Annotated in this window: 24 protein-coding genes; 18 read left to right on the forward strand and 6 right to left on the reverse strand. The window is 63.2% G+C overall.

Translation table 11 applies throughout. The annotated features are described in order from the left end of the window. Positions 1-80: 80 nt before the first annotated feature. The 7 genes from H290_RS0104015 (at position 81) to H290_RS0104045 (ending at position 7,669) form a co-directional block, all read left to right on the forward strand. Complete coding sequence (locus tag H290_RS0104015; protein ID WP_020105481.1) at positions 81-677, forward strand: NADPH-dependent FMN reductase; 597 nt, start codon at positions 81-83, stop codon at positions 675-677. 463 nt (positions 678-1,140) lie between these two features. Beyond that, positions 1,141-1,392 carry a glutaredoxin-like protein NrdH gene (nrdH, locus tag H290_RS0104020; protein WP_020105482.1) on the forward strand — a complete coding sequence of 84 codons (252 nt, stop codon included), beginning with the start codon at positions 1,141-1,143 and terminating at the stop codon, positions 1,390-1,392. A 54-nt stretch (positions 1,393-1,446) separates the two neighbouring features. Beyond that, positions 1,447-1,992 (forward strand): class Ib ribonucleoside-diphosphate reductase assembly flavoprotein NrdI, encoded by a 546-nt coding sequence (gene nrdI, locus H290_RS0104025; protein ID WP_020105483.1) that lies wholly within the window; start codon positions 1,447-1,449, stop codon positions 1,990-1,992. Next, positions 1,968-4,175, forward strand: coding sequence for a class 1b ribonucleoside-diphosphate reductase subunit alpha (gene nrdE, locus H290_RS0104030; protein ID WP_028462752.1), 2,208 nt, complete (start codon positions 1,968-1,970; stop codon positions 4,173-4,175). Before nrdI ends, nrdE begins: the two co-directional genes overlap by 25 nt. A 70-nt stretch (positions 4,176-4,245) precedes the next feature. Beyond that, entirely contained in the window at positions 4,246-5,244 is a 999-nt protein-coding gene (gene nrdF / locus H290_RS0104035; RefSeq protein ID WP_020105485.1) for a class 1b ribonucleoside-diphosphate reductase subunit beta, read from the forward strand. A 218-nt stretch (positions 5,245-5,462) separates the two neighbouring features. Continuing rightward, on the forward strand, positions 5,463-6,257 hold the full coding sequence (locus H290_RS0104040; RefSeq protein WP_028462753.1) for a DUF427 domain-containing protein: 795 nt from the start codon (positions 5,463-5,465) through the stop codon (positions 6,255-6,257). Next, complete coding sequence (locus tag H290_RS0104045; protein ID WP_020105487.1) at positions 6,245-7,669, forward strand: DUF2252 domain-containing protein; 1,425 nt, start codon at positions 6,245-6,247, stop codon at positions 7,667-7,669. Before H290_RS0104040 ends, H290_RS0104045 begins: the two co-directional genes overlap by 13 nt. Positions 7,670-7,685: 16 nt before the next feature. Here the strand turns inward: H290_RS0104045 and H290_RS0104050 are convergent, their stop codons facing one another. Next, positions 7,686-8,318, reverse strand: a complete 633-nt coding sequence (locus H290_RS0104050) for an isochorismatase family protein (protein ID WP_028462754.1) — start codon at positions 8,316-8,318, stop codon at positions 7,686-7,688. Between the two features lie 128 nt (positions 8,319-8,446). On the opposite strand from H290_RS0104050, the gene H290_RS0104055 reads away from it, so the two are divergent. Continuing rightward, on the forward strand, positions 8,447-9,400 hold the full coding sequence (locus tag H290_RS0104055; RefSeq protein ID WP_020105489.1) for a GlxA family transcriptional regulator: 954 nt from the start codon (positions 8,447-8,449) through the stop codon (positions 9,398-9,400). A gap of 118 nt (positions 9,401-9,518) precedes the next feature. Next, complete coding sequence (locus H290_RS27760; RefSeq protein WP_051121873.1) at positions 9,519-10,922, forward strand: DUF2252 domain-containing protein; 1,404 nt, start codon at positions 9,519-9,521, stop codon at positions 10,920-10,922. Between the two features lie 102 nt (positions 10,923-11,024). On the opposite strand, the gene H290_RS0104065 is transcribed toward H290_RS27760, so the two are convergent. Together H290_RS0104065 and H290_RS0104070 are read right to left on the reverse strand one after the other, a co-directional pair. Then, complete coding sequence (locus H290_RS0104065; protein ID WP_028462755.1) at positions 11,025-11,516, reverse strand: carbonic anhydrase; 492 nt, start codon at positions 11,514-11,516, stop codon at positions 11,025-11,027. Between the two features lie 93 nt (positions 11,517-11,609). Continuing rightward, positions 11,610-12,587 carry a hypothetical protein gene (locus H290_RS0104070; protein ID WP_020105492.1) on the reverse strand — a complete coding sequence of 326 codons (978 nt, stop codon included), beginning with the start codon at positions 12,585-12,587 and terminating at the stop codon, positions 11,610-11,612. Positions 12,588-12,847: 260 nt separating this feature from the next. Here H290_RS0104070 and ctaD (H290_RS0104075) point away from each other — a divergent pair, with 260 nt between their 5' ends. From ctaD (H290_RS0104075) to H290_RS27765, 7 genes are all read left to right on the forward strand, one after another. Next, complete coding sequence (ctaD, locus tag H290_RS0104075) at positions 12,848-14,629, forward strand: cytochrome c oxidase subunit I (RefSeq protein ID WP_028462757.1); 1,782 nt, start codon at positions 12,848-12,850, stop codon at positions 14,627-14,629. 177 nt (positions 14,630-14,806) lie between these two features. Further along, positions 14,807-16,576: a cytochrome c oxidase subunit I gene (ctaD, locus tag H290_RS0104080; protein WP_028462758.1), complete on the forward strand. Its 1,770-nt coding sequence runs from the start codon at positions 14,807-14,809 to the stop codon at positions 16,574-16,576. Between the two features lies 1 nt (position 16,577). Further along, positions 16,578-17,837 carry a phosphoserine phosphatase SerB gene (serB, locus tag H290_RS0104085; protein ID WP_020105495.1) on the forward strand — a complete coding sequence of 420 codons (1,260 nt, stop codon included), beginning with the start codon at positions 16,578-16,580 and terminating at the stop codon, positions 17,835-17,837. A gap of 2 nt (positions 17,838-17,839) precedes the next feature. Continuing rightward, positions 17,840-18,655 (forward strand): aminoacyl-tRNA hydrolase, encoded by an 816-nt coding sequence (locus H290_RS0104090; protein ID WP_020105496.1) that lies wholly within the window; start codon positions 17,840-17,842, stop codon positions 18,653-18,655. A 32-nt stretch (positions 18,656-18,687) separates the two neighbouring features. Further along, positions 18,688-19,152 (forward strand): cupin domain-containing protein, encoded by a 465-nt coding sequence (locus H290_RS0104095; protein WP_020105497.1) that lies wholly within the window; start codon positions 18,688-18,690, stop codon positions 19,150-19,152. Between the two features lie 70 nt (positions 19,153-19,222). Beyond that, positions 19,223-20,056: an ABC transporter ATP-binding protein gene (locus H290_RS0104100; protein WP_020105498.1), complete on the forward strand. Its 834-nt coding sequence runs from the start codon at positions 19,223-19,225 to the stop codon at positions 20,054-20,056. Then, positions 20,053-20,865: an NUDIX domain-containing protein gene (locus H290_RS27765; protein WP_020105499.1), complete on the forward strand. Its 813-nt coding sequence runs from the start codon at positions 20,053-20,055 to the stop codon at positions 20,863-20,865. Before H290_RS0104100 ends, H290_RS27765 begins: the two co-directional genes overlap by 4 nt. Here the strand turns inward: H290_RS27765 and H290_RS27770 are convergent. Both H290_RS27770 and ligD read right to left on the reverse strand, forming a co-directional pair. Next, positions 20,835-21,032, reverse strand: coding sequence for a hypothetical protein (locus tag H290_RS27770; protein WP_020105500.1), 198 nt, complete (start codon positions 21,030-21,032; stop codon positions 20,835-20,837). The two genes, H290_RS27765 and H290_RS27770, sit on opposite strands and share 31 nt — an antisense overlap. A gap of 8 nt (positions 21,033-21,040) precedes the next feature. Then, positions 21,041-22,006: a non-homologous end-joining DNA ligase gene (gene ligD / locus H290_RS0104115; RefSeq protein WP_020105501.1), complete on the reverse strand. Its 966-nt coding sequence runs from the start codon at positions 22,004-22,006 to the stop codon at positions 21,041-21,043. Between the two features lie 46 nt (positions 22,007-22,052). Between ligD and H290_RS0104120 the strand changes: the two genes are divergently transcribed. Both H290_RS0104120 and H290_RS0104125 read left to right on the forward strand, forming a co-directional pair. Further along, entirely contained in the window at positions 22,053-22,841 is a 789-nt protein-coding gene (locus tag H290_RS0104120; protein WP_020105502.1) for an enoyl-CoA hydratase/isomerase family protein, read from the forward strand. Between the two features lie 31 nt (positions 22,842-22,872). Next, positions 22,873-23,838, forward strand: a complete 966-nt coding sequence (locus tag H290_RS0104125; protein WP_020105503.1) for a class I SAM-dependent methyltransferase — start codon at positions 22,873-22,875, stop codon at positions 23,836-23,838. 69 nt (positions 23,839-23,907) lie between these two features. Here H290_RS0104125 and H290_RS0104130 read toward each other — a convergent pair whose 3' ends face one another. Beyond that, a complete protein-coding gene (locus tag H290_RS0104130; RefSeq protein WP_020105504.1) occupies positions 23,908-24,642 on the reverse strand; it encodes an HNH endonuclease family protein in 735 nt (244 codons plus the stop codon). Positions 24,643-24,669 lie beyond the last annotated feature (27 nt).

Consider the following 24,669-nt stretch of genomic DNA (forward strand, 5'->3'; position numbering starts at 1 on the left):
AGCCACACCGGGAATAGTTTCGGACTGCGGTCCGGTTAACCTGAGTAGGTTTGGCAATTAGCTGCAGAAACGAATAGGGAGTGACCTTGACCGACAACGCTACTGATACGAACAAGGCGTCTGGCGCCACCGCAAAGGTTCTGGTTCTGGTGGGAAGTCTGCGGCGCGATTCCGTCAACCGGGTGCTCGCCCAGGTTGCGGCGGACAATGCGCCCGCCGGTGTCGAGGTCGCGTTGTACAGCGGACTGGAGAAGCTGCCCTTCTACAACGAGGACCTCGACACCGATCAGGTCGACGAGACAGTGACCCGGCTGCGTGACGCCGTGGCCGGCGTCGATGCGCTCCTGATCGCCACCCCGGAATACAACGGCACCATCCCCGCCGTGCTCAAGAACGCGATCGACTGGCTCTCGCGTCCCTACGGTTCCGGTGCGATCAGCGGCAAGCCCGTGGGTGTGCTCGGTGCGGCACTCGCGCAGTACGGCGGCAAGTGGTCACACGCCGACACCGCCCGCTCGGTGGGCATCGCCGGCGGCAAGGTTGTCGAGGACGTCGACCTGCACCTGGCGATCGGAAGCCTGGAAGGCAGGGCCGTCGCCGACGTTCCCGAGGTCGTCGAGACCCTTCGTGCGGCAGTGGCGATCCTGGTCGACCATGCGGTGACCGTCGACGCCTGAGTTTTCGGGAACTCTGAGTTCTAACCGGCCGGGTGTCCTGGACATCCTCGAGCCGCTCCACGGAGCGGTTGGGGGGCGTCCCAGGGCACCCGGCCTTCGTCTGTGTGGAGGCCACTTGTCGGTGGTGAGGTGTTGGATGTGGGTGTGTGGTGGCAACGCGTGACGGTTGTGACCGGTGGGACACGCCCGACGCGCCGAGACACGCCGAAATTCATGTTGGTGTAGTTCCCGTGACCTGGGACTTTCATGAATGTGATTCGCAACGTGTTGTGTTGTTCCGAATGTCAGACACTAGGTGTAGTGTTTGGAACACCGAACGGCACCACGGGGTTGGAACTGAAGGACAACGAAGTTCTCCTCCCCGAAGCCGCCGGGATAACTATTTGAAAGTCAAATCTGGACCGCTATCTGGTGCTGTTGTGGGTAGCAATCACCGGTTCCGTCACAAAGGAGTTCTGGGAATATGACTACTGCGACAACCGCCACCATCACCGTCTACACCAAGCCTGCTTGCGTGCAGTGCAACGCCACCTACAAAGCCCTCGACAAGAACGGCCTCGACTACGAGATCGTCGACATCACCGAGGACTCCGAAGCCCGCGACTACGTCATGGCGCTCGGTTACCTGCAGGCTCCCGTTGTTGTCACCGGTGACAGCCACTGGTCGGGATTCCGTCCGGACCGCATCAAGGCGCTTGTCGCAGCAGCTGCCTGATCTTCGTCATTCGTCAAACGTTCTACCTGTCATCTATTTCGTGGAGGTCGGGACATGGGGAAGGTTCCCGTACACACCACAGATGCAGACACGAAGGCGACGCCGGAGCTCGACCAGTTCGCCGGAAATCTCTCCGAGGCGCCGCTGATCGTCTATTTCTCGAGCGTCTCGGAGAACACGCACCGATTCGTCGAGAAGCTCGGTCTGCGAGCCCGGCGGATACCGCTCATCGATCGAGACGGCAGTTTCACCGTCGACGAACCTTATGTCCTGGTCTGCCCCACATACGGGGGCGGCAAGGCGTCTGGTGAGGCCGGCGGATTCGTGCCCAAGCAAGTCATCAAGTTTCTCAACGACAAAGCCAACCGTTCCCTGATCCGTGCGGTCATCGCCGCCGGCAACACCAACTTCGGGGAAGAGTTCTGTTACGCCGGAGACGTCATCTCTCGCAAGTGTCGGGTGCCCTATCTCTATCGGTTTGAACTGATGGGCGACAGCGAGGACGTCGAACGTGTCAGAACCGGTCTCTACCATTTCGCGCAATCGTCAGATCTTTCTCACAAGGAGTCGCCACAGTGTCGCCAACCGCAGCCTCAGTAACTGATGTGAGAGCAGCAGAGCGCTCGGCCATCAAATCAGGCACGCATGCCGACCCATCGGGGCGTGAACCGGGGGAGATGGACTTCCACTCGCTCAACGCGATGCTGAACCTGTACGACGCCGACGGCAAGATCCAGTTCGAGAAGGATCGGGAAGCGGCCAACCAGTACTTCCTCCAGCACGTCAACCAGAACACGGTCTTCTTCCACAACCTGGATGAGAAGCTCGACTACCTGGTGGAGGAAAACTATTACGAGGCAGAGGTTCTCGACAAATACGACCGTGCGTTCGTGAAGGGTCTCTTCGACCACGCGTACAGCAAGAAGTTCCGGTTCCCGACCTTCCTGGGTGCGTTCAAGTACTACACCTCGTACACGCTCAAGACATTTGACGGCAAGCGCTACCTCGAGCGGTTCGAGGATCGCGTCTCCATGGTCGCTCTCACCCTGGCCGACGGCGACACTGTTCTCGCGCGGGCACTGGTCGACGAGATCATCGACGGACGGTTCCAGCCGGCCACCCCGACGTTCCTCAACTCGGGCAAGAAGCAGCGCGGCGAGCCCGTGTCGTGCTTCCTCCTGCGTATCGAAGACAACATGGAGTCGATCGGCCGCTCCATCAACTCCGCCCTGCAACTGTCCAAGCGTGGCGGCGGAGTCGCGTTGCTGCTGAGCAACATTCGTGAGCACGGCGCTCCGATCAAGAAGATCGAGAACCAGAGCTCGGGTGTCATCCCGATCATGAAGCTGCTGGAGGATTCGTTCAGCTACGCCAATCAGCTCGGTGCCCGTCAGGGTGCCGGCGCGGTGTACCTGCACGCGCATCACCCCGACATCTATCGCTTCCTCGACACCAAGCGTGAGAACGCGGACGAGAAGATCCGGATCAAGACCCTCTCGCTGGGTGTTGTGATCCCGGACATCACGTTCGAGCTCGCCAAGCGCAACGACGACATGTACCTGTTCAGCCCGTACGACGTCGAGCGCATCTACGGTGTGCCGTTCGCCGACATCAGTGTCAGCGAGAAGTACCACGAGATGGTCGAAGACCGTCGGATCCGCAAGACGAAGATCAAGGCGCGCGAGTTCTTCCAGACCCTCGCCGAGCTGCAGTTCGAATCGGGCTACCCGTACATCATGTTCGAGGACACGGTGAACAACGCCAACCCGATCGACGGCAAGATCACCCACTCCAACCTGTGCTCGGAGATCCTGCAGGTCTCGACGGCATCGACGTTCAACGACGATCTGTCGTATTCGACCATCGGCAAAGACATCTCGTGCAACCTCGGGTCGCTCAACATCGCCAAGACGATGGATTCGCCCGACATCGCACACACCATCGAGACCGCGATCCGCGGACTCACCGCGGTGTCGGATCAGACGGCCATCACCTCGGTGCCGTCGATTCAGAAGGGCAACGACGACTCCCACGCGATCGGTCTGGGGCAGATGAACCTGCACGGGTACCTGGCGCGTGAGCATGTCTACTACGGTTCCGAAGAGGGCATCGACTTCACGAACATCTACTTCTACACGGTCCTGTTCTACGCGCTGCGGGCATCGAACCGGATCGCCAAGGAGCGCGGCAAGGCGTTCGGTGGCTTCGAGCGATCGAAGTACGCCACCGGTGAGTTCTTCGACAAGTACACCGAGAAGACCTGGGCTCCGGAAACCGACAAGGTCCGAGAGTTGTTCGGGCAGGCGGGGATTGCGATCCCGACACAGGACGACTGGCGCGAGCTGAAGGCAAGCGTGCAGGAACACGGCATCTACAACCAGAACCTCCAGGCGGTTCCGCCGACCGGTTCGATCAGCTACATCAACCACTCGACGAGCTCGATCCACCCCGTCGCGGCGAAGGTCGAGATCCGCAAAGAGGGCAAGATCGGCCGCGTCTACTACCCGGCGCCGTACATGGACAACGACAACCTGGACTACTACCAGGACGCGTACGAGATCGGCTACGAGAAGATCATCGACACCTATGCCGCGGCGACGCAGCATGTCGATCAGGGTCTGAGCCTGACCTTGTTCTTCAAGGACACCGCCTCCACCCGCGACGTGAACAAGGCGCAGATCTACGCATGGCGCAAGGGCATCAAGACGCTCTACTACATCCGCTTGCGTCAGATGGCCCTCGAAGGCACCGAGGTGGAGAATTGCGTCTCATGCATGCTGTAAAGGTCCGCGCTGTGAACACCGCCGACACACCATCTTCGACCAGCACATTTTCGAACATCAGGGGAGCACGATGACGTCCACCCACAGCCCCGCAGACGGAGCACCCATCAAGTTGGTAAGCCGGGTGTCGGCGATCAACTGGAACCGGGTGCCCGATGAGAAAGACGCCGAGGTCTGGGATCGCCTGACCGGCAACTTCTGGCTGCCCGAAAAAGTGCCCGTGTCCAACGACATCCCGTCGTGGGGCACCCTCACCCCGCTCGAGCAGCAGCTCACGATGCGCGTCTTCACCGGACTGACCCTGCTCGACACCATTCAGGGCACCGTCGGCGCAGTCAGTCTGATTCCGGATGCGACCACACCGCACGAAGAGGCGGTGCTGACCAACATCGCGTTCATGGAGTCGGTGCACGCCAAGAGCTACAGCTCGATCTTCTCCACGTTGTGTTCCACCAAGGAGATCGACGAGGCGTTCCGCTGGTCCGAGGAGAACGAACAACTCCAGACCAAAGCCCGGATCGTCATGGACTACTACCGTGGCGACGACCCGCTCAAGCGCAAGGTCGCCTCGACCCTGCTCGAGTCGTTCCTCTTCTACAGCGGCTTCTACCTGCCGATGTACTGGTCTTCTCGTGCCAAGCTCACCAACACCGCCGACCTGATCCGGTTGATCATCCGTGACGAGGCCGTCCACGGGTACTACATCGGATACAAGTATCAGCGTGCTCTGGAGACCCAGACGCCCGAGCGCCGGCAGGAACTGAAGGACTACACCTTCGAGTTGCTGTTCGAGCTCTACGACAATGAAACCGATTACACGGAAGCGCTCTACGACGATGTCGGCCTGAGCGAAGACGTGAAGAAGTTCTTGCGGTACAACGCAAACAAGGCCCTGATGAACCTGGGCTACGAGGCGATGTTCCCGCGGGATGAGACCGACGTGAACCCGGCGATCCTGTCGGCACTCTCACCCAACGCCGACGAGAACCACGACTTCTTCTCGGGGTCGGGCAGCTCGTACGTCATCGGCAAGGCGGTCATCACCGAAGACGACGACTGGGACTTCTGACCTCAGACCTGCACGCCAAACAACATCCGCACCGATACTTCGGTGCGGATGTTGTTTTTTCTGCCCACTCGACGGTCGGATCGGCCCGCTCGACGGTCGGATCGGCCCGCTCGGCGGGGGTCCACCGTCGAGCGTGCCGAAATCACCGCCGAGCGTGCCCGCGTTTCCATCGAGTGGGCCGAAGATCAGTCGTATTGTGGTGTCCGGAGGTGGTCACGATGGCGACCATGTTGAACCAGTACCTGATGTCGGCGCTCGGGAGTCTGCGGTACGAACCCACGGTCAAAATGGTGACGGTGACGTCGGCGGAGCAGGTCCTCGCGCGCACCGATCATGCCTACCTGGTCTGGGAACCGCAACGCATCGTTCCGTCCTACGCCGTTCCGGTCATCGACCTGCAAGAGCCGTTGGAAGATGTCCGTCCATACACGGCCGACGCGATACCCACCGGGATGCTCGATCCGAGCAACGCCTTTGCCCAGCACACCTGCGCCGGTCGCACGGCAGTCGTGCATGGTGCCGGCGGTCCGGGTGAGGTGTTCCTGCCCGACGACCTCGACGGGTACGCCGTGCTCGACTTCAGTCCCTTCGATTGGTTCGAAGAGGACGAGCGGATATTCGGGCATCCGCGAGATCCCTTCTCACGCATAGACATCCGGCACAGCGCCCGCGTGGTACATATCGTTTCCGGTGGCGACATCCTCGCCGAATCCGGGCATCCACTGATGCTGTTCGAAACCCACCTGCCGCCGCGGTTCTATCTCTCGCCGGGGGACGTGCTGGCAGATCTGGTGCGCAGCGACACGTCGACAACATGTGCGTACAAGGGAGAAGCCACCCACTGGTCCGCGCCGCGGCTCGGCGACGCCGGCATCGACATCGCGTGGAGCTACGAAAATCCGCCGCCGGAGATGCATCAGATCACAGGGCGAATCTGCTTCTATCAGGAAAAGGTCGACTTCGTCATCGACGGAGTCCGGGGCGAACGGCCCGTCACGCCGTGGTCGCAGTGAGTTCACCTGAAACGATTCTGGATCACGCGGGACGAGTTCTCTGGCAGGGCGGTGGTGGCACCCTCATCGGACGTGCCCGGGCGCCGGAGCATCCGGGTCCGGGACGTGCCTCGCGCAAGATTGTGCCGCGGCGCTCGCTGGGGGTGTGGAACCCGGCGACCCGCGGCCACGACGCGCTAGAGACGATCCTGGCGCAGAACGCGATCCGCGCCGCCGACCTGCTACCGATCCGGCACGGACGGATGAGTCAATCGCCGTGGACGTACTACCGGGGCGCAGCGGCGGTGATGGCGGCCGACCTCGCCTCGACACCCGATACCGGTATCACCGTCCAACTGTGCGGTGATGCGCACGTTCTCAATTTCGGATTGTGGAACACCCCTGAGCGCACCCTCGCGTTCGATCTGCGTGATTTCGACGAGACCCTGCCGGGGCCGTTCGAGTGGGATGTGAAGAGGTTCGTGGCAAGCCTGGTGGTACTCGCCCGCAGCAACAACGTCTCGCCGTCGGACGCCAAAAGGGCTGTGTCGGAGGCATATCGCGGTTATCGCGAATGGATCGGGATCTACGCCCGGATGCCGGAGATCGACGTCTGGTACGACCAGGTCGACGTCGGTCAGCTCATCGGATACACAGCTGAGGACGACGAGGACCGCCTCGACGCGATGATCGAGAAACAGGCGCGCAAGCGGTCGAGTCGCGGTGCATCGAAGAAACTCACGAATGTGATTGACGGACAACGGAGGATCAGTGAAGATCCGCCGTTCCGAACCCATGCGCTGGCCGAGTACGCGGGGCTGCTCGATCAGATCATCGGGATGTACCAGAGTTCGGTACCCGATCACGTCTCGAGCCTGCTGTCGCGCTTTGACGTTGTTGATGCGGTCCGCCAGGTCGTCGGGGTCGGCAGCGTCGGAATGCGGGTGTTCCTCACCCTCATCGAGGAACGCCGCACCGCCGATCCGTTGTTCCTGCAGATCAAGCAGGCCGGCCCGTCGGTGTATGAACAGTTCCTCCCGGCCAGCCACTACGCCAACAACGGTGAACGGGTTGTCCACGGCCAGCGCATGATCCAGAGCGCAACCGACTCATTCGTCGGATGGACGACCATCGACGACATGGACTTCTACGTCCGGCAATTCCGCGACGGCAAGGTGATTCCCAAAGGTGAGGTCGTCGCCTACCGGCTGCCGCAGTTCGCCTCGGCCTGCGGGCACGTCCTGGCGAGGGCGCATGCCCGCAGCGGAGACGCCGCCGCGATCGCCGACTACCTCGGGACCTCTGACAAGCTCGAGGACGCATTCATGTCGTTCGGCTTTGCCTACGCCGATCAGAACGATCGTGATCACGCACAACTCGTCGAGGCGATCGACGACGGCACCATCGAGGCAGTCGACGGCTGGCCGGCGTAGCGCTGCAGCCGGGTGGTCACACCGCCGCGGCGCTGCCTTCGATGGCGGAGACAACCAGATTGCTCTTGGGTAGAACCGCGCCGGCCGCGGCGGCATCGGTCCATTCGGCGGTGGTCGCGACAGCCGCGAAGTTGGACTGCAGCAGCACCATGAGTGTGTTGTGCAGGTTCTCGGCCGAGACCTTTCCTGCCTCGTTGGCCAGGTGAATTGCGCCGCTGGCGTCGGAGAGGATCTCGGCGGCAAATCCCAGTCCCTCGGCCTCGACGGCGGAGGCCAGATCGCAGTTGTTGGTCATGAAGCCGGCCAGCGTGATGGTGTCGATGTTGTTGTCGCGTAACCATTGTGCGAGATCGGTGCCCGCGAAGACACTCCCGTACTGCTTGTGGATGCGCTTTCTGGACCCATCGGCGACCGACTCGACCTCGGGGTGAAGTTGCCATCCCGGCGTCCCCTCGACAAACACCGGAGCGCCGGCCGGCATGTGATGCTGCACGACGACCACCGGGATGCCGCGAGAGTCGGCGACTCCGATGGCGCTGACGATGTTGGCCAGCGATTTCTCTCGGGGAGGGTATTGGATCTGCAGCGGTCCGTCGAAGTACTCCTGCTGGACGTCGACAACAACGAGGGCGCGGCGCGGTGCGGTCATGTTCACTCCTGTGGACGGGATCTTGCGGTGAAGGTTCGTTCGATTCCCATTGTTTCCCCGGTTCGAGCGCGAGCGTGAGTGGCATAGATGCATAATTTCGATGAGATCAGGCCAACTTGGGAGGACGTATGCGGATCGGCATCTACGCATTCGACGGCATCACGATGTTCCATCTCGCGGCGCCGCTGATGGTGTTCGGCGAGCTCGGGCGCCTCGGTTTGGCAACAGATTGGGAGACCCGACTGTGGTCGGACCACAGTGGCTCGGTGCGGACGGCCGAAGGTTTTCCGGTGGGGGAGTTGGCGGATTCGAGCACGATCGAGTGGGCCGACATCGTGATCATTCCGTCCTGGCCGCTACCCCTCACGCCGCCCACGGACACATTCCGACGCGAGGTGGTGCGGGCGCACGAGCGAGGGGCGCTGATCGCCGGTCTGTGCCTCGGCGCTTTTGCGGTGGCGGATGCCGGTGTGCTCCAAGGGCGTTCGGCGGTGACGCACTGGGAGATGATGCCGATCCTGGCAGAGCGCAGTCCCGGCAGCCAGATCGATGCTTCGGTGCTCTACATCGATCACGGCGATGTGATGACGTCGGCCGGAACCGCATCATCGATCGATGCCTGCCTGCACCTGGTACGCAGGTACCTCGGATCGGCGGTCGCGACCCGCGTCGCACGCAGTCTTGTGGTCGCCCCGCACCGCGATGGTGGACAGGCGCAATACATCGAGCGTCCACTGTCGCGGCCCGCCGAGGCTACTGCGATATCGGTGGTGCAGGAATGGGCACTGGGCCGGCTCGGCGAGACATTGTCGGTCGACCGGCTCGCAGAGCAGGCCCGGATGAGCCGCCGGAGTTTCGTGCGGCAGTTCCATCGGGCGACCGGCACCACACCGGCGCGCTGGGTGCTCGAGCAGCGGCTCAATGAGGCACGCGTGCTGCTCGAGACAACCGACTGGGGTGTCGACGAGATCGCGACGGCGTGTGGATTCGGTAGTGGGGTCACCTTCCGGCAGAACTTCGTATCCGCTTACGCCACAACACCGACGACTTATCGTCGGCAGTTCGCGAACTCCGGCATGTGATCACCCGGGTCGGAGTCTGATTGGTCGGATTTACCGCGTCAAGTCTGGAGTCTTCCCGGCGTAGGCGGCGTTTGGCTGCCATACTTGGCATTTCGCCCATGTACAGCGAGGTGCAGAAATGACCGTCACACCGGTTCCCGAAACCCCGGTTCCCGAAACTCAGGCTCCCGAACACACAACAGCAGGCCGCGAGGCCAGGGAGCGCGTCCACCGGCGAGAGTTGGGTAAATGGAACCCGGCAACACGGGGACACGATGCGTTGGCAACGATCCTGGCGCAGAGTGACATTCGCGCCCCAGATCTGCTGCCTATCCGACACGGACGAATGAGCCATTCGCCATGGACGTACTACCGCGGCGCTGCTGCGGTGATGGCCGCAGATCTCGCCTCCGCACCGCACACCGGGATCATGGTCCAGATGTGCGGTGACGCCCACATCCTCAACTACGGGCTGTGGAACTCGCCCGAGCGGAAACTGCTCTTTGACCTCCGCGACTTCGACGAGACCCTGCCGGGACCGTTCGAGTGGGACCTGAAGCGCTATCTGGCCAGTGTGATCGTTTTGGCCCGGGACAACGGATTGACGGAATCCGTTGGGCAGGAGGCGGTTCGGAACGGCTACCGCAGCTATCGAAAGAACATCAGGCGCTACGCCCAGACACCGCAGATCAAAGTCTGGTACGACCAGATCGACGTCGAACGGCTCCTTCAATATGCCAAGAAGGAGAACGAGGAGGCGCTCGATCAGCTGATCGAGAAAAGCGCGGGAAAGCGCACCAGTCGTGGTGCGTCGAAGAAGCTCATCGCCACTGTCGAAGGTCGGCGACAGATCACTGAAGATCCGCCTTACCGGACCCATCGGCTCGGCGATGACGCCGAGGCCGTTCTTCAGAGTGTGTTGGACGAGTATCGCAAGTCGGTGCCCGATCAGCTCAAATATCTGCTGAGCCGATATGACGCAGTGGATGCGGTGCGTCAGGTGGTCGGCGTCGGCAGCGTCGGGATGCGGGTCTTTTTGACGCTGCTCGAGGAACAACGCTCCGGTGAGCCGCTGTTCTTTCAGGTGAAACAGGCCGGCCCTTCGGTGTACGAACAGTTCCTGGGCAAGAGCCAATACGAGAACCACGGCGAGCGAGTTGTCCAGGGGCAACGGCTGATTCAGAGCGCGACGGACATGTTCGTGGGCTGGACGACGTTCCAGTACCCCCCGATGGATCTGGACCTGGACTTCTACGTCCGGCAGTACCGGGACGGGAAGGTCATTCCGAAGGGGGAGGGCGTGGCCCTGGGGCTGCCGCGCTTCGCCGCCGCCTGCGGGCATGCACTGGCGCGCGCCCATGCGCGCAGCGGTGATGCTGCGGCGATCGCGGATTACCTCGGCAACAGCAACAAGGCCGAAGACGCGTTGGTCGAGTTCGCCAGCGCGTACGCCGACCAGAACACGGCCGACCATGCCCAGCTGGCCAGGGCCGTCGAGAATGGCGACATCCCGTCCGAGAAAGGCTGGCCGGACATCCCGTGAAATGTGCCGGCGGACGCTGAATCTGCCTGTGCGACAGCAAAAAAGCTCCACCAGCGCATTGCTGGTGGAGCTTTTTCGTGAGATCCGATCCGGTGGATGGAGTCAGACCTCGACCTCGTTGAGCTTGCCCGTGGCGACATCGAAGACGAACCCGCGCAGCGAGGTTGTCTTGGTGACAAACGGCGAGTTCTTGATCCGCGTGAGTGACTGCTTCACATCTTCGTCCACGTCAGGGAAAGATTCGGCAGACCACGGCGGCTTGACGCCGATCTCGTCCTGGATCCCGCGCTTGAAGTCGTCGTCGGTGAACGTCAGCATGCCGCAGTCGGTGTGGTGGATCAGGATGATCTCGGTGGTACCGAGCAGGCGCTGGCTGATGGCAAGGGACCGGATCTCGTCGTCGGTGACCACGCCGCCCGCGTTGCGGATGACGTGTGCCTCGCCGTCTTTGAGTCCGAGAATGCGGTAGACGTCGAGCCGGGCATCCATACACGCGACCACTGCGAGGTGCCGACTGGGTGGCAGCGGCAGCGGGCCAGAAAAGCTCTCCGCGAAGGTGCGGTTGTTTTCCAGGTATTCGTCGGTAACAGTCATGCATTCATGCTCGGCGCCGCATGAGCGGGGGACAAGATTTCGGTCACCACGATCGAAACCTCACAACAGTTCTGACCTGCGTGAACCGGTTCGTCAGAGGGTGTTGCGGAGGTTGAGGAGAACGATGGTGGCTGCCGACAGTCCGCCGCTGCCGAACCAGACCTCGTCCTCGACGATCCACGTGCGGCCCCAGCTCGGCGCGCCCATGTCGAGCCAGCGGTCGGTCTTCAGGATCGAGGTGCCGTAGTCCTGACCTTCTTCGCCGTCGAAGCCGGCGTAGATGACATCACCGTCGGCGATCTCGAAGTTCTTGTCATCGAGCACCGTCGGTTCGGGCTCACGCTGACCCGGGGGGCGCTGCGCGCCGACGTCGGTGAGTACCCGGGCGGCAAACGCGTCGGTACCCATCACAATCGTGGAATCTGCGGTGAATCGCACCAGCGATGCCTGTGTATATCGCGCGCCCACCCGGATACCGAGTGCCTTCGCCGCGTCGAGGTATCCCTGCAGGCGTTGGTCTCCGGCCCCGGTCCGGCCGACCGCGGCTGCGACGGCGACAAACCGCTGTTTCCAATCCGCAGCGGGATCGACGGTGGCGTCCGGAACATCGGCGAGGGCGTCGGTGACGGGGGAGTTCCCGACAGTCAGGACGAGATCGGGATCGGATGAGACTGCCTTGGCCGGATCCGGCGCCGCGACATCGCCGATGGTGGGCAGCGAGTGCACCGCATCACCCATATAGGTAGGAACTGTGCCGTCGATGGTGGTCGTGGCGACCACGCGGTCCTGCAGCCCGAGCGCACACAATGCGTCGAGCAGGCTCGGATCGGCGACCAGGATGCGCTGCGGATCCGGCGCGCCGGGATCGAGCGCTGCCGTCGGCTGACATGTCGTGTTGGCATCCCGATCAGGGTTGACCAGATCGACCGCGGCAATACGTGATGTCGTCCGGGCGACCGAACCCTCGCCACCGGGGACCGACGAATCGATACACGCTGTCGCACCGACGCTGACGAGCGCTGCCAATGCCAACACCGCCATGCCGCGCGGACGGCGGATCACATCGCTCACTGCCACTCTTTCGGTGATGTCTTCCAGATGGTCGAATTCCCGACCAAACTAGCACTGTGCGAAACGATCGAGGTTCCCCTCGGCGCGCCGGATCGGGCACACCGCATCGAAATACGACAGTTCGTAGGAGCCCGCGCGGTCCCGTCGCGGGGGAGGGTTTACGATTCTCCTCAGCGCACATTCATCGCCGTGCCCTCATGTCGTGAGCGGAAGCTTTTTCGCCGCGACGGACCGGAGTGGCCACGCAGGTAGGAGGATCAGTGACCGCGGTAGACCAGCCCACCACGCAGGTGGCTCCGGTTAGGCCTTACCCCGAGCGCACGGGGCCCAAGGGGTCGTTCATCTACAAGATGCTGACGACAACTGATCACAAGATGCTCGGCATCATGTACTTGGTTGTGTGTTTCGCGTTCTTCCTCATCGGTGGCCTGATGGCCCTGCTGATGCGAAGCGAGCTCGCCGCACCCGGCTTGCAGTTCTTGTCGACCGAGCAGTTCAACCAGTTGTTCACGATGCACGGCACCGTGATGCTCCTGATGTACGCGACCCCGATCGTGATCGGCTTTGCCAACGTCGTCCTGCCGCTGCAGATCGGTGCTCCCGACGTCGCGTTCCCGCGTCTGAACGCCTTCAGCTTCTGGCTGTTCCTCTTCGGCTCGAGCGTGGCGCTGCTCGGCTTCATCACCCCCGGTGGTGCTGCTGACTTCGGTTGGACGGCCTACACCCCACTGACCGACGCGGTGCATTCACCCGGCGCCGGTGCCGACCTCTGGATCCTGGGACTCGGCGTGTCCGGTCTGGGAACCATCCTCGGTGCGGTCAACATGATCACCACCGTCGTCTGCCTCCGGGCGCCCGGCATGACCATGTTCCGGATGCCGATCTTCACCTGGAACATCCTGGTCACCAGCGTCCTGATCCTGCTGGCCTTCCCGCTGCTGACCGCCGCACTGATGGGCCTCGAGGTCGATCGCCAGTTCGGTGCCAACCTCTACGACCCGGCCAACGGCGGTGTTCTGCTCTGGCAGCACCTGTTCTGGTTCTTCGGTCACCCCGAGGTGTACATCATCGCGCTGCCGTTCTTCGGCATCGTCTCGGAGGTCTTCCCGGTGTTCAGCCGCAAGCCGATCTTCGGTTACAGCGGCCTGATCTACGCCACGCTGTCGATCGCTGCACTGTCTGTCGCGGTGTGGGCGCACCACATGTACGCCACCGGCGCCGTGCTGTTGCCGTTCTTCTCCTTCATGACATTCCTCATCGCGGTGCCAACCGGTGTGAAGTTCTTCAACTGGATCGGCACGATGTGGAAGGGTCATATGACCTTTGAGACGCCGATGCTCTTCTCGGTCGGCTTCATCATCACGTTCTTGTTCGGTGGCCTGACCGGTGTGCTGCTCGCCAGCCCGCCCCTGGACTTCCATCTCTCGGACAGCTACTTCGTGGTTGCGCACTTCCACTACGTGCTCTTCGGCACCATCGTGTTCGCCACCTACGCCGGCATCTACTTCTGGTTCCCGAAGATGACCGGACGCATGCTCGATGAGCGTTTGGGCAAGATCCACTTCTGGCTGACCATGATCGGCTTCCACACGACCTTCCTCGTCCAGCACTGGCTGGGCAACGAGGGCATGCCGCGCCGCTACGCCGACTACCTCAGTACGGACGGGTTCACCACGCTCAACGTGGTCTCGACCGTGGGTGCGTTCATCCTCGGTGCCTCGACCCTGCCGTTCCTGTGGAACGTCTTCCGTAGCTACCGCTACGGTGAGGTCGTCACCGTCGACGACCCCTGGGGCTTCGGCAACTCGCTCGAATGGGCCACGAGCTGCCCGCCGCCGCGGCACAACTTCACCGAGCTTCCCCGGATCCGCTCGGAGCGGCCCGCGTTCGAGCTGCACTACCCGCACATGATCGATCGCATGCGCGACGAAGCACATGTCGGACCCGGACACGGGAGCAGCAGTGACCACGCCGAAAAGGCGCGACGCGATCCGCTGACGGTCGGCAGCCACGAGTCGTCCACCGACCCGGATCCGATCTGACCCGGGTTTCACACCACTGAAGCCGGTCATCTCCTACGACAGTTTGTAGGAGATGACCGGCTTCAGTGGTCTTTTGGGTTTACGATCAGATCCAAGAATCGTGCCGAGCTCTTACGCCGCGGTCACTGATCAAGATCTGTGTGACATCGCGGTCGACCTTTGCAGGTAGGAGGATCCGTGACCGCGATAGACCAGCCCAAATCTTCAGTGACGCCCGTGAGGCCCTACCCCGCTCGGACGGGCCCCAAGGGGTCGTTCATCTACAAGATGCTGACGACCACCGACCACAAGATGCTCGGCATCATGTACCTGTGCGCCTGCTTCGCGTTCTTCCTCATCGGTGGCCTGATGGCGTTGTTGATGCGCGCGGAGTTGGCCGCACCGGGCTTGCAGTTCTTGTCGACCGAGCAGTTCAACCAGTTGTTCACGATGCATGGCACCGTGATGCTGCTGATGTACGCGACTCCGATCGTGATCGGGTTTGCCAACGTCGTCCTGCCGCTGCAGATCGGTGCTCCCGACGTCGCCTTCCCGCGTCTGAATGCGTTCAGCTTCTGGCTGTTCCTCTTCGGCTCGACCGTCGCACTCCTCGGCTTCATCACCCCTGGTGGTGCCGCTGACTACGGCTGGACGGCCTACACACCGCTGACGGACGCGGTGCATTCACCCGGCGCCGGCGCCGACCTCTGGATCCTGGGACTCGGCGTGGGTGGTCTGGGCACCATCCTCGGTGCGGTCAACATGGTCACCACCGTGGTCTGTCTGCGGGCGCCCGGTATGACCATGTTCCGGATGCCGATCTTCACCTGGAACATCCTGGTCACCAGCGTGCTGATCCTGCTGGTCTTCCCGCTGCTGACGGCCGCGCTGATGGGTCTCGAGGTCGATCGCCAGTTCGGTGCGAACATCTACGACCCGGCCAACGGCGGCGTGATGCTGTGGCAGCACCTGTTCTGGTTCTTCGGGCATCCCGAGGTGTACATCATCGCGCTGCCGTTCTTCGGCATCGTCTCGGAGATCTTCCCGGTGTTCAGTCGCAAACCGCTCTTCGGTTATTCGACGCTGGTCTATGCGACGTTGGCCATCGCTGCGCTGTCGGTCGCGGTGTGGGCGCACCACATGTACGCCACCGGCGCGGTGTTGTTGCCGTTCTTCTCGTTCATGACGTTTGTCATCGCAGTCCCGACGGGTGTGAAGTTCTTCAACTGGATCGGCACCATGTGGAAAGGCCATCTGAGTTTTGAGGCGCCGATGCTGTTCTCGGTCGGCTTCATCATCACGTTTCTGTTCGGCGGCCTGACCGGCGTCATCTTGGCGAGCCCGCCCCTGGACTTCCACATCTCGGACAGCTACTTCGTGGTCGCCCATTTCCACTACGTGCTCTTCGGCACCATCGTGTTCGCCACCTACGCCGGCATCTACTTCTGGTTCCCGAAGATGACCGGGCGCATGCTCGACGAGGGTCTGGGCAAGTGGCACTTCTGGCTGACGTTCATCGGCTTCCACACGACGTTCCTGGTCCAGCATTACCTGGGCAACGAGGGTATGCCGCGTCGCTACGCCGACTACCTCCCCAGTGACGGCTTCACAGCCCTGAACGGGGTGTCGACGCTCGGTGCGTTCATCCTCGGTGTGTCGACGCTGCCGTTCCTGTGGAATGTCTTCAAGAGCTACCGGTACGGCGAGGTCGTCACCGTCGATGACCCGTGGGGCTTCGCCAACTCGCTCGAATGGGCAACCAGTTGCCCACCGCCCCGGCACAACTTCACCGAGCTCCCGCGCATCAGGTCGGAGCGGCCTGCATTCGAATTGCACTACCCGCATATGGTTGACCGCATGCGCGAAGAAGCACACGTGGGTCACCTCAGTGAGAAGGCCGAAAACAAGAAGCACCAGCCGCTAGAGGTCGGTGCCCACGAATCCTCTACAGAATCCGATCAGAACTGACGTGACGAGCAACATCAATCCCGCTGCCGTCGGTGCCGCGGGAGCAGGAACGACTGTCCTCATCACCGTCACCGGGCACGACAAGCCGGGCGTGACCTCGGTGCTGTTCGGGGCACTGTCGACTCGTCAGGTCAGCATTTTGGACGTCGAGCAGGTTGTCATCCGGGGGCGGTTGACCCTGGGCGTCCTGGTGCGGTGCTTCGGCGACAGTGAAGAACTCCAAGAGGTCATCGAGCAGGCGATGGATTCGCTGGGCATCGACGTCACCGTCGAGGTCGGCGCCGACAACGAGACCCGACGGCTGTCGACCCACGCCGTGGTTGTTCTCGGAAGCCCGGTCAGTGCAAAGGGATTCAGTGCACTTGCCGGAGAGCTGGCCCGCCAGGGTGGCAACATCGACTCGATTCGCGGCATCGCCGACTATCCGGTCACCGGCCTCGAGCTGCTGATCAGCGTCGACCGTGACAGCGTCGCCGCCGACGCCGCGCTCCGCAAAGGCCTTGCCGTGGTCGCGAGCAGCCACGGTATCGATGTGGCCGTCGAACGCGGTGGCCTGGCCCGGCGCGCCAAACGACTGATCGTCTTCGACGTCGACTCGACCCTCATCCAGGGCGAGGTCATCGAGATGCTGGCCGCCCGTGCCGGACGTGAGGCCGAGGTCGCTGCCGTGACCGAGGCCGCCATGCGCGGCGAACTGGACTTTGCCGAATCGCTGCACGAGCGGGTCAAGGCGCTCGAGGGCTTGGACGTGTCCGTTCTCGAGGAGGTCGCGAGCGAACTCGAGCTGACGCCCGGCGCCCGAACGACCATTCGCACACTGCACCGGATGGGCTACCACTGCGGCGTGGTGTCCGGTGGCTTCCGTCAGGTCATCGAGCCGCTCGCGCATGAACTCGAACTGGACTTCGTGAAGGCGAACACCCTGGAGATCGGTGCGGACAACAAGCTCACCGGCCGGGTGATCGGCGAGATCGTCGACCGGCCCGGAAAGGCCACCGCGCTGCGGGCGTTTGCCGACAGCGTGGGTGTCCCGATGGAGCAGACGATCGCCGTCGGTGATGGCGCAAACGACATCGACATGCTGACCGTTGCCGGATTGGGCATCGCGTTCAACGCCAAGCCGGCACTGCAGGAGGTTGCCGACGCCGCGCTGTCGCATCCCTTCCTCGATGCGGTGCTGTTCATCCTCGGTATCACTCGCGACGAGATCGAGGCGGCCGACGCGGTCGACGGTGTCTTGCGTCGCGTGCCACTCAACTGACGATGGAACCCGGGCAGGCGGGGAGTCCGGACGCTGCCGAGCGCCCCGCTGATTCCGAGAACACCGACACGTTCGGGCAACGCTACCGGCGACTGGTCGGATACGTTGGCGGACACAGTGATCCGGACGATCCCGGTCAGGTGCTGGCCATGCAGATGGTGTTGCACATCCCGAAATCGGAGCCGGTGAACCGGACCGAACTGCTCACCGCAGCCGCCTCGGCGGTGGCTCTGCTCTGTCTTGATGAGCGCAGTGGACCGGATGGGCCGTGGGCGACCGAGATGGACAACTGGTGTGACGCCAGGATCCGGAAGATCGCCCGACGAGCCCGCGGTGCGCATTGGGAAGCGGCCCAGGACGTTCCAGGGGTCACGGCCGTCCACGGGTCCGCGCAGGCCCGGGCGATCGTGCCGGGTCCGGTGGGGCAGACCGATCGCCGGATCGCTCGCCTGCAGATCGGTGGCACCGAGGTCGGCGACAGCGGTGCCGGCGACAGCGGTGCCGATGACACAGCCGTTGTCGATGGCACCGCGTCCGCGATCCGTCCGACGCTGTGGGTGAACCCGACCCTGGAGATGTCGGTCGGGAAGCTGGCGGCGCAGGTCGGCCATGCGTCGATGCTCGCGGTCAAACTCATGGACCAGGACCAGGCCGCACAATGGTTCGCTGACCGATGCCCGGTTCGCGTTCGGACATCGGCCGAATCCCGGTGGGAACAGCTGCTGTCCGCTGATGCGGCGGGTACGGCGGTCGCCGTGCGCGATGCCGGGTTCACCGAGATCGCACCGGGTTCGGTGACGGTGATCAGCACGTTCTGACGGGAATGTGCCCCGGTGATTAGTCTCGATCCATGACAGAGCTTCCGGATTGGGCCGTGAACCTGGAGTTGGAGCCTCACCCGGAGGGCGGGTTCTACCGTCAGACCTGGATCAGTGATCTGACGCTTCCGAAATCAGTGCTACCGCAGGGCTATCCCGCCGATCGGTCCGGTGGCACCGCGATCCTGTTCCTGCTCATGCCCGGACAACAATCGGCGTGGCATACCGTGCGCGGATCCGAGATCTGGCTGCATCACCGCGGCGCCCCGGTGGCGTTGGGACTCGGCGGTCAGGGCAGCGGGCCCATCGACGAGCGCACCGTGTACGTCGGCTCGGATGTGCTCGCCGGTCAGCAGCCCCAATATGTGGTGGCGCCGGGTGAATGGCAGCGTGCGTCCCCGCACGGGGATGAAGCCTCGCTGGTCAGCTGTATTGTTGTGCCCGGCTTCGATTTTGCCGATTTCGCGATGGTCGAACCCGGTTCCGGTACCAACTGATTTCGGGTTCGATTCCCGACACTCCACTGTGGGCGCCGTGTGAGCGGTCGGCGTGCGGCACGATAGGGGGGTGCGTGAAACGGATCCAGACCTGCTGATCGACTTCGAAGATGTGGCGCTGCGGCGTGAGGGCAACAACCTCGTCGGGCCCATCACCTGGAAGGTGGAACTCGACGAACGGTGGGTGATCCTCGGACCCAATGGTGCGGGCAAGACCTCGCTGCTGCGGATGGCCTCCGCCGAAACCCATCCGAGCAGCGGAAGCGCTTTTCTGCTGGGGGAGCCGGTGGGGCGGACCGAGGTGCGCGAGCTGACCGCACGGATCGGCGTGACGTCGGCCCTGCTGGCCGATCGCATTCCGGTCCACGAGGTGGTCAGTGATCTGGTGGTCTCCGCAGGTTATGCGGTCCTGGGTCGCTGGAAAGAGGTATACGACCAGGTAGACCGCGACCAGGCCCTGGAGATGCTCGAGTCGATGGGCGCCGAGCATCTGGCGGACCGGGCGTTCGGCACGCTGTCCGAGGGTGAGCGCAAGCGAGTGCTCGTGGCGCGGGCGCTGATGATCAATCCCGAACTGCTGCTGCTCGACGAACCGGCGGCCGGTCTGGACCTCGGTGCTCGTGAAGAACTGGTGGCGCGTCTGGAGGTGCTCGCCGCCGACCCCGACGCTCCCGCGACCGTTCTCGTGACACACCATGTGGAGGAGATCCCGAACGGGTTCACTCACGCGATGCTGTTGAAGGAGGGCGTGGTGGTCGCACAGGGACTATTGGAAGACGTCCTGACATCGGCGAACCTGTCGGAGGCGTTCAGCCAGTCGATCGTGCTGAGCAGGGCCGGTGGCCGGTACTTCGCCCGTCGATCGCGCCGTGCCGGTGGCCACCGGAGAAGGAGAGCCGAATGAGCTTCACACTTGCCGAGAATCCGGAATCGGTTCCGATCCGGGACGCCGCGACCGTGGTGCTGATCCGTGAGAGTTCGCAGTCGGAAACCCCGATCGACGTGTTCCTGATGCGCCGGGTGAAGGCCATGGACTTCGCCGGCGGAGTGACCGTCTTTCCGGGCGGCGGCGTCGACCCGCGTGATGCCGAGGCCGATCTCGCCTGGGAAGGGCCGGACGAGCACTGGTGGGCCGAGCAATTCCATACCGATGCCGCAACAGCCCAGGCGCTGGTGTGTGCGGTCGTCCGGGAGCTGTTCGAAGAATGTGGTGTGTTGCTGGCCGCCGATGCCGACGGGAAGTTTCCCGACACGTCGGTGTTGACCGCCGAGCGTGCGGCGCTGGTCGACAAGTCGCTGTCGTTTGCGCAGTTCCTCCGCGACCACACCCTGCGGTTGCGGGCCGACCTGCTGCGTCCGATGGCGCACTGGATCACCCCGCTGGGTGAGCGTCGCCGCTACGACACCCGGTTCTTCCTGGCGGTCCTCCCGGAAGGACAGGAAGCCGACGGCGAGACAACCGAGGCCTCTGAGAGCGGCTGGACCACACCGCAGGCCGTACTCGCGGACTGGGAAGCCGGAAACACCTTGCTCCTGCCCCCGACCTGGGCACAGCTACATGACCTGATCGAATCCGGCAGTGTCGACCACGCCCTCGCCCGCGAGCGCCACATCGAAGCCATCATGCCCAGCCTGGTATCGACCGGCGAACGCGTTCGGATCGTGTTCGACGAAGAAGACACCTACGGAATCGAACGCACATTCCTGAATTGACCTGACCGTCGAGCGTGCCTCCGTCGTATCACTGTGCCGAACAGGCCGTCGACCGTGCCGACATTGCCGTCGAGCGTGCCGACATCGCCGTTGAGCGTGCCGACATTGCCGTTGAGCGTGCCGACATCGCCGTCGAGTGTGCCCAAACTGCCGTCGAGTGTGCCCAAACCGTCGGTCAGTCGGGGTCGGGTGTGGGTTCGGCGCCTTCGCGTTCATCGCGGTCTGCCCACTCCAGGAGCGTGTCCAGACGGAATGCCTTGTCGTCTATCTCGCTGTGGAGATCGCCGAGTTCGGCGAACCGCGCCGGCACCGTGGCAATCGTGAACTCCCGGGGTTCGACGTCGTCGATCTCGTCCCACGTGATCGGTGTCGAGACTGTCGCCTCGGGATTACCCCGTACCGAGTAGGCACTGGCGATCGTGTGGTCGCGGGTGTTCTGGTTGTAGTCGACGAAAACGGTTGTCGGGTCGCGGTCTTTGCGCCACCACGTGGTGGTCACCTCGGACGGCGCGCGTCGCTCGACCTCGCGGGCAAAGGCGTGGGCGGCCCGTCGGACATCGGCGAAACCCCATTCGGGTTCGATCCGGACGTAGATGTGCAGCCCCGAACCGCCGGATGTCTTGGGATAGCCGCGGATACCGAGTTCGTCAAGCACCTCGTGCGCGACGTGGGCGCTCCGGCGGACCTGGTCGAACGGACAGTCGGGCATCGGATCGAGGTCGATCCGCCACTCGTCGGGTTTCTCGGTGTCGAAGCGGCGTGAGTTCCATGGGTGGAACTCGACGGTCGACATCTGCACCGCCCAGATAACACTGCCGAGTTCGGTGACGCAGACCTCGTCGGCGGTCCGGCCGAATCGAGGGAAGTAGATGTTGACGGTTTCGAGCCAGTCCGGAGCGCCCGCGGGGATGCGTTTCTGGTGGACCTTCTGACCGGTGACTCCCTTGGGAAATCGGTGCAGCATGGTCGGCCGGTCTCGCAGCGCCCGGACGATCCCGTCGCCCACCGAGAGGTAATAGTGGACAAGATCGAGCTTCGTTTCGCCGCGGGCCGGGAAGTACACACGCTGTGGACTCGAGACGCGGACGAGGCGCTGGCCGACCTGGACTTCGACCGGCTCGCCATGCGAGCTTGTTGCCATTACCCGACAGTAGGGTATCGGGGCTGGACCCGGTAGCCTGCTCGGCATGCCTGAGTTCGTATCGTTGCAGACCTCTGAGGACTTTCCCGGGGTCGGAACCATCCTTCTGAATCGCCCGCCGATGAACGCGCTGAGCCGCCAGGTCCAGACCGAATTGGCCGAGGCCGCCCGTGAGGCGACTCTCCGCGATGACATCAAATCCGTGGTTGTCTACGGCGGCCCGAAGGTCCTCGCGGCCGGCGCCGACATCAAAGAGATGAACGACATGGAATACGCCGAGATGCGCAAGGTGGCCGGCCGGCTGCAGCGCGACATCGGCTCGATCTCGACCATCCCGAAGCCCACGGTCGCGGCCATCACCGGCTACGCGCTCGGCGGGGGACTCGAAGTGGCGCTCGGCGCAGACCGCCGTATCGCCGGTGACAATGCCAAGCTCGGTGTGCCCGAGGTGTTGCTCGGCGTGATCCCCGGCGGCGGTGGCACACAACGCCTCGCACGTCTGATCGGTCCGGCCAAGGCCAAGGACCTGGTCTTCACCGGACGTTTTGTCGGTGCCGCGGAAGCCCTTCAGATCGGACTGGTCGACGAGGTCGTCGCACCGGACGAGGTGTACAACGCCGCGCTCAAGTGGGCCTCGCAGTTCAGTGGTGCCGCCGGTGTGGCGATCGCCGCCGCCAAGGCAGCCATCGACGAAGGCCTGGACGTCGACCTGGCGACTGGCCTGAAGATCGAAGAGCATGTCTTCGCCGCGCTGTTCGCCACCGAGGACCGCAAGATCGGAATGGCCTCGTTCATCGAGAACGGGCCAGGCAAAGCAAAGTTCGTCGGCAAGTAATCACCTCAATGCGAAAGTGGTTGTAGAACACATGACTTCGTCTCCCAACGATCCAGCGCCCAATCCGCACGCCACCGCGGACGAGGTACAGGCAGCACTGCAGGACAGCAAGCTCGCCCAGGTGCTCTACCACGACTGGGAAGCCGAGTCCTACGACGACAAATGGTCGATCAGCTATGACGAACGTTGCATCGACTACGCCCGAGGCCGATTCGACGCGGTCGCCGGTGGCCAGCCGCTGCCGTATGAGCGAGCGCTCGAATTGGGTTGCGGTACCGGATTCTTCCTGCTGAACCTGATGCAGGGCGGTATCGCGAAGAAGGGGTCGGTCACCGACCTCTCGCCGGGCATGGTCAAGGTCGCGCTGCGCAATGCCGAGCACCTCGGTCTGGACGTCGACGGCCGCGTCGCCGACGCGGAGACCATCCCGTACGACGACAACACGTTTGATCTTGTGGTCGGGCACGCTGTGCTGCACCACATCCCGGACGTCGAGAAGTCGCTGCGTGAGGTCATCCGGGTGCTCAAGCCGGGCGGCCGGTTCATCTTCGCCGGTGAACCGTCGACCATCGGTGACTTCTACGCGCGGTGGTTGTCCCGGGCGACCTGGGCCGCGACCACCACTGTCACCAGGTTCGGACCGCTGCAGAGTTGGCGTCGACCGCAGGCCGAGCTCGACGAGTCGTCGCGGGCCGCAGCACTCGAAGCGGTCGTCGACATCCACACCTTTGATCCGAGCGACCTCGAAGAGATGTCGAAGTCGGCCGGTGCGGTCAACGTGAAATCGGCAACCGAAGAGTTTGCCGCCGCGATGCTCGGATGGCCGGTGCGTACCTTCGAGGCGGCTGTTCCCCCGGGGAAGCTGGGCTGGAACTGGGCCCGTTTCGCGTTCGGTGGCTGGCGAAGTCTCACCTGGGTGGACGAGAACATCCTGCGGAAAGTGGTGCCGCCGAAGTACTTCTACAACGTGATCATCACCGGCACCAAGCCGCAGTAGCTGCCGAAATTGGTGGGTTCTGGCGAGTGAACGCGCAGGTCGCGGTCACCAAAACCCACCAATTTCGGGTTAGCAGGCGGCCAGGATCTGGGTCATCGCGTTCTTTTCGGCTGCGGTGACCCAGATTTCGTATCGGGCCTTCACGTCGATCTGGCGGGCGATGTACGTGCACCGGTAGGCCTTGTTCGGCGGTAGCCAGGTGGCGGCGTCGCCGTCGCTCTTCTGTTGATTTGTCGGCCCGTCCACGGCCTGCAAGTTGATCGGATCGTTGGCGAAATCGGTTCGCTTGAGCACATCCCATTGCGCGGCGCCCTTCTGCCAGGCATCCGACATCGCCACGACATGATCGATCTGCACTGCGGTAGAGGTCTTTTCGCCCCGGACGAAGTCAATCGTCTTGCCCGAGTACGGATCGGCGAGCACGCCGGTGACCACCACACAGTCGCGGGTGCCGGGTTTGTACGTGACGACGGTGAGGTCGCGGCGCAGGATGTCGTTGCGCGTATCGCACCCGTTGTGGCCGTATTCGACGTTCACGTCGTCGGTCCAGGACTGGCCGAACTCGTCGCGGGAGTAGCCGGTCTTCGGTGCCCGGCCCTTGACGGCGAGACCCTCCAATTGGGTACGAGCAGCGTCGAAATCATCCGAGGGGTGTGCAACGGCTTCCGGTGGGGTGGTGAGTTGCCCGGTGGCCGAGGGCGGGGTTGATACGGCGGTGTCGAGTGTTCCCGTACAGGCGACTCCTCCGACCACAGCCGCGATCACGACCGCCAGGATTCCCGTGCCCCGAGATGTGCTGGTCACGATCTCCTCGAATTCGACATCGTTACA

Source organism: Nocardia sp. 348MFTsu5.1, from assembly GCF_000383535.1.
Taxonomy (GTDB): Bacteria; Actinomycetota; Actinomycetes; order Mycobacteriales; family Mycobacteriaceae; genus Williamsia; species Williamsia faeni.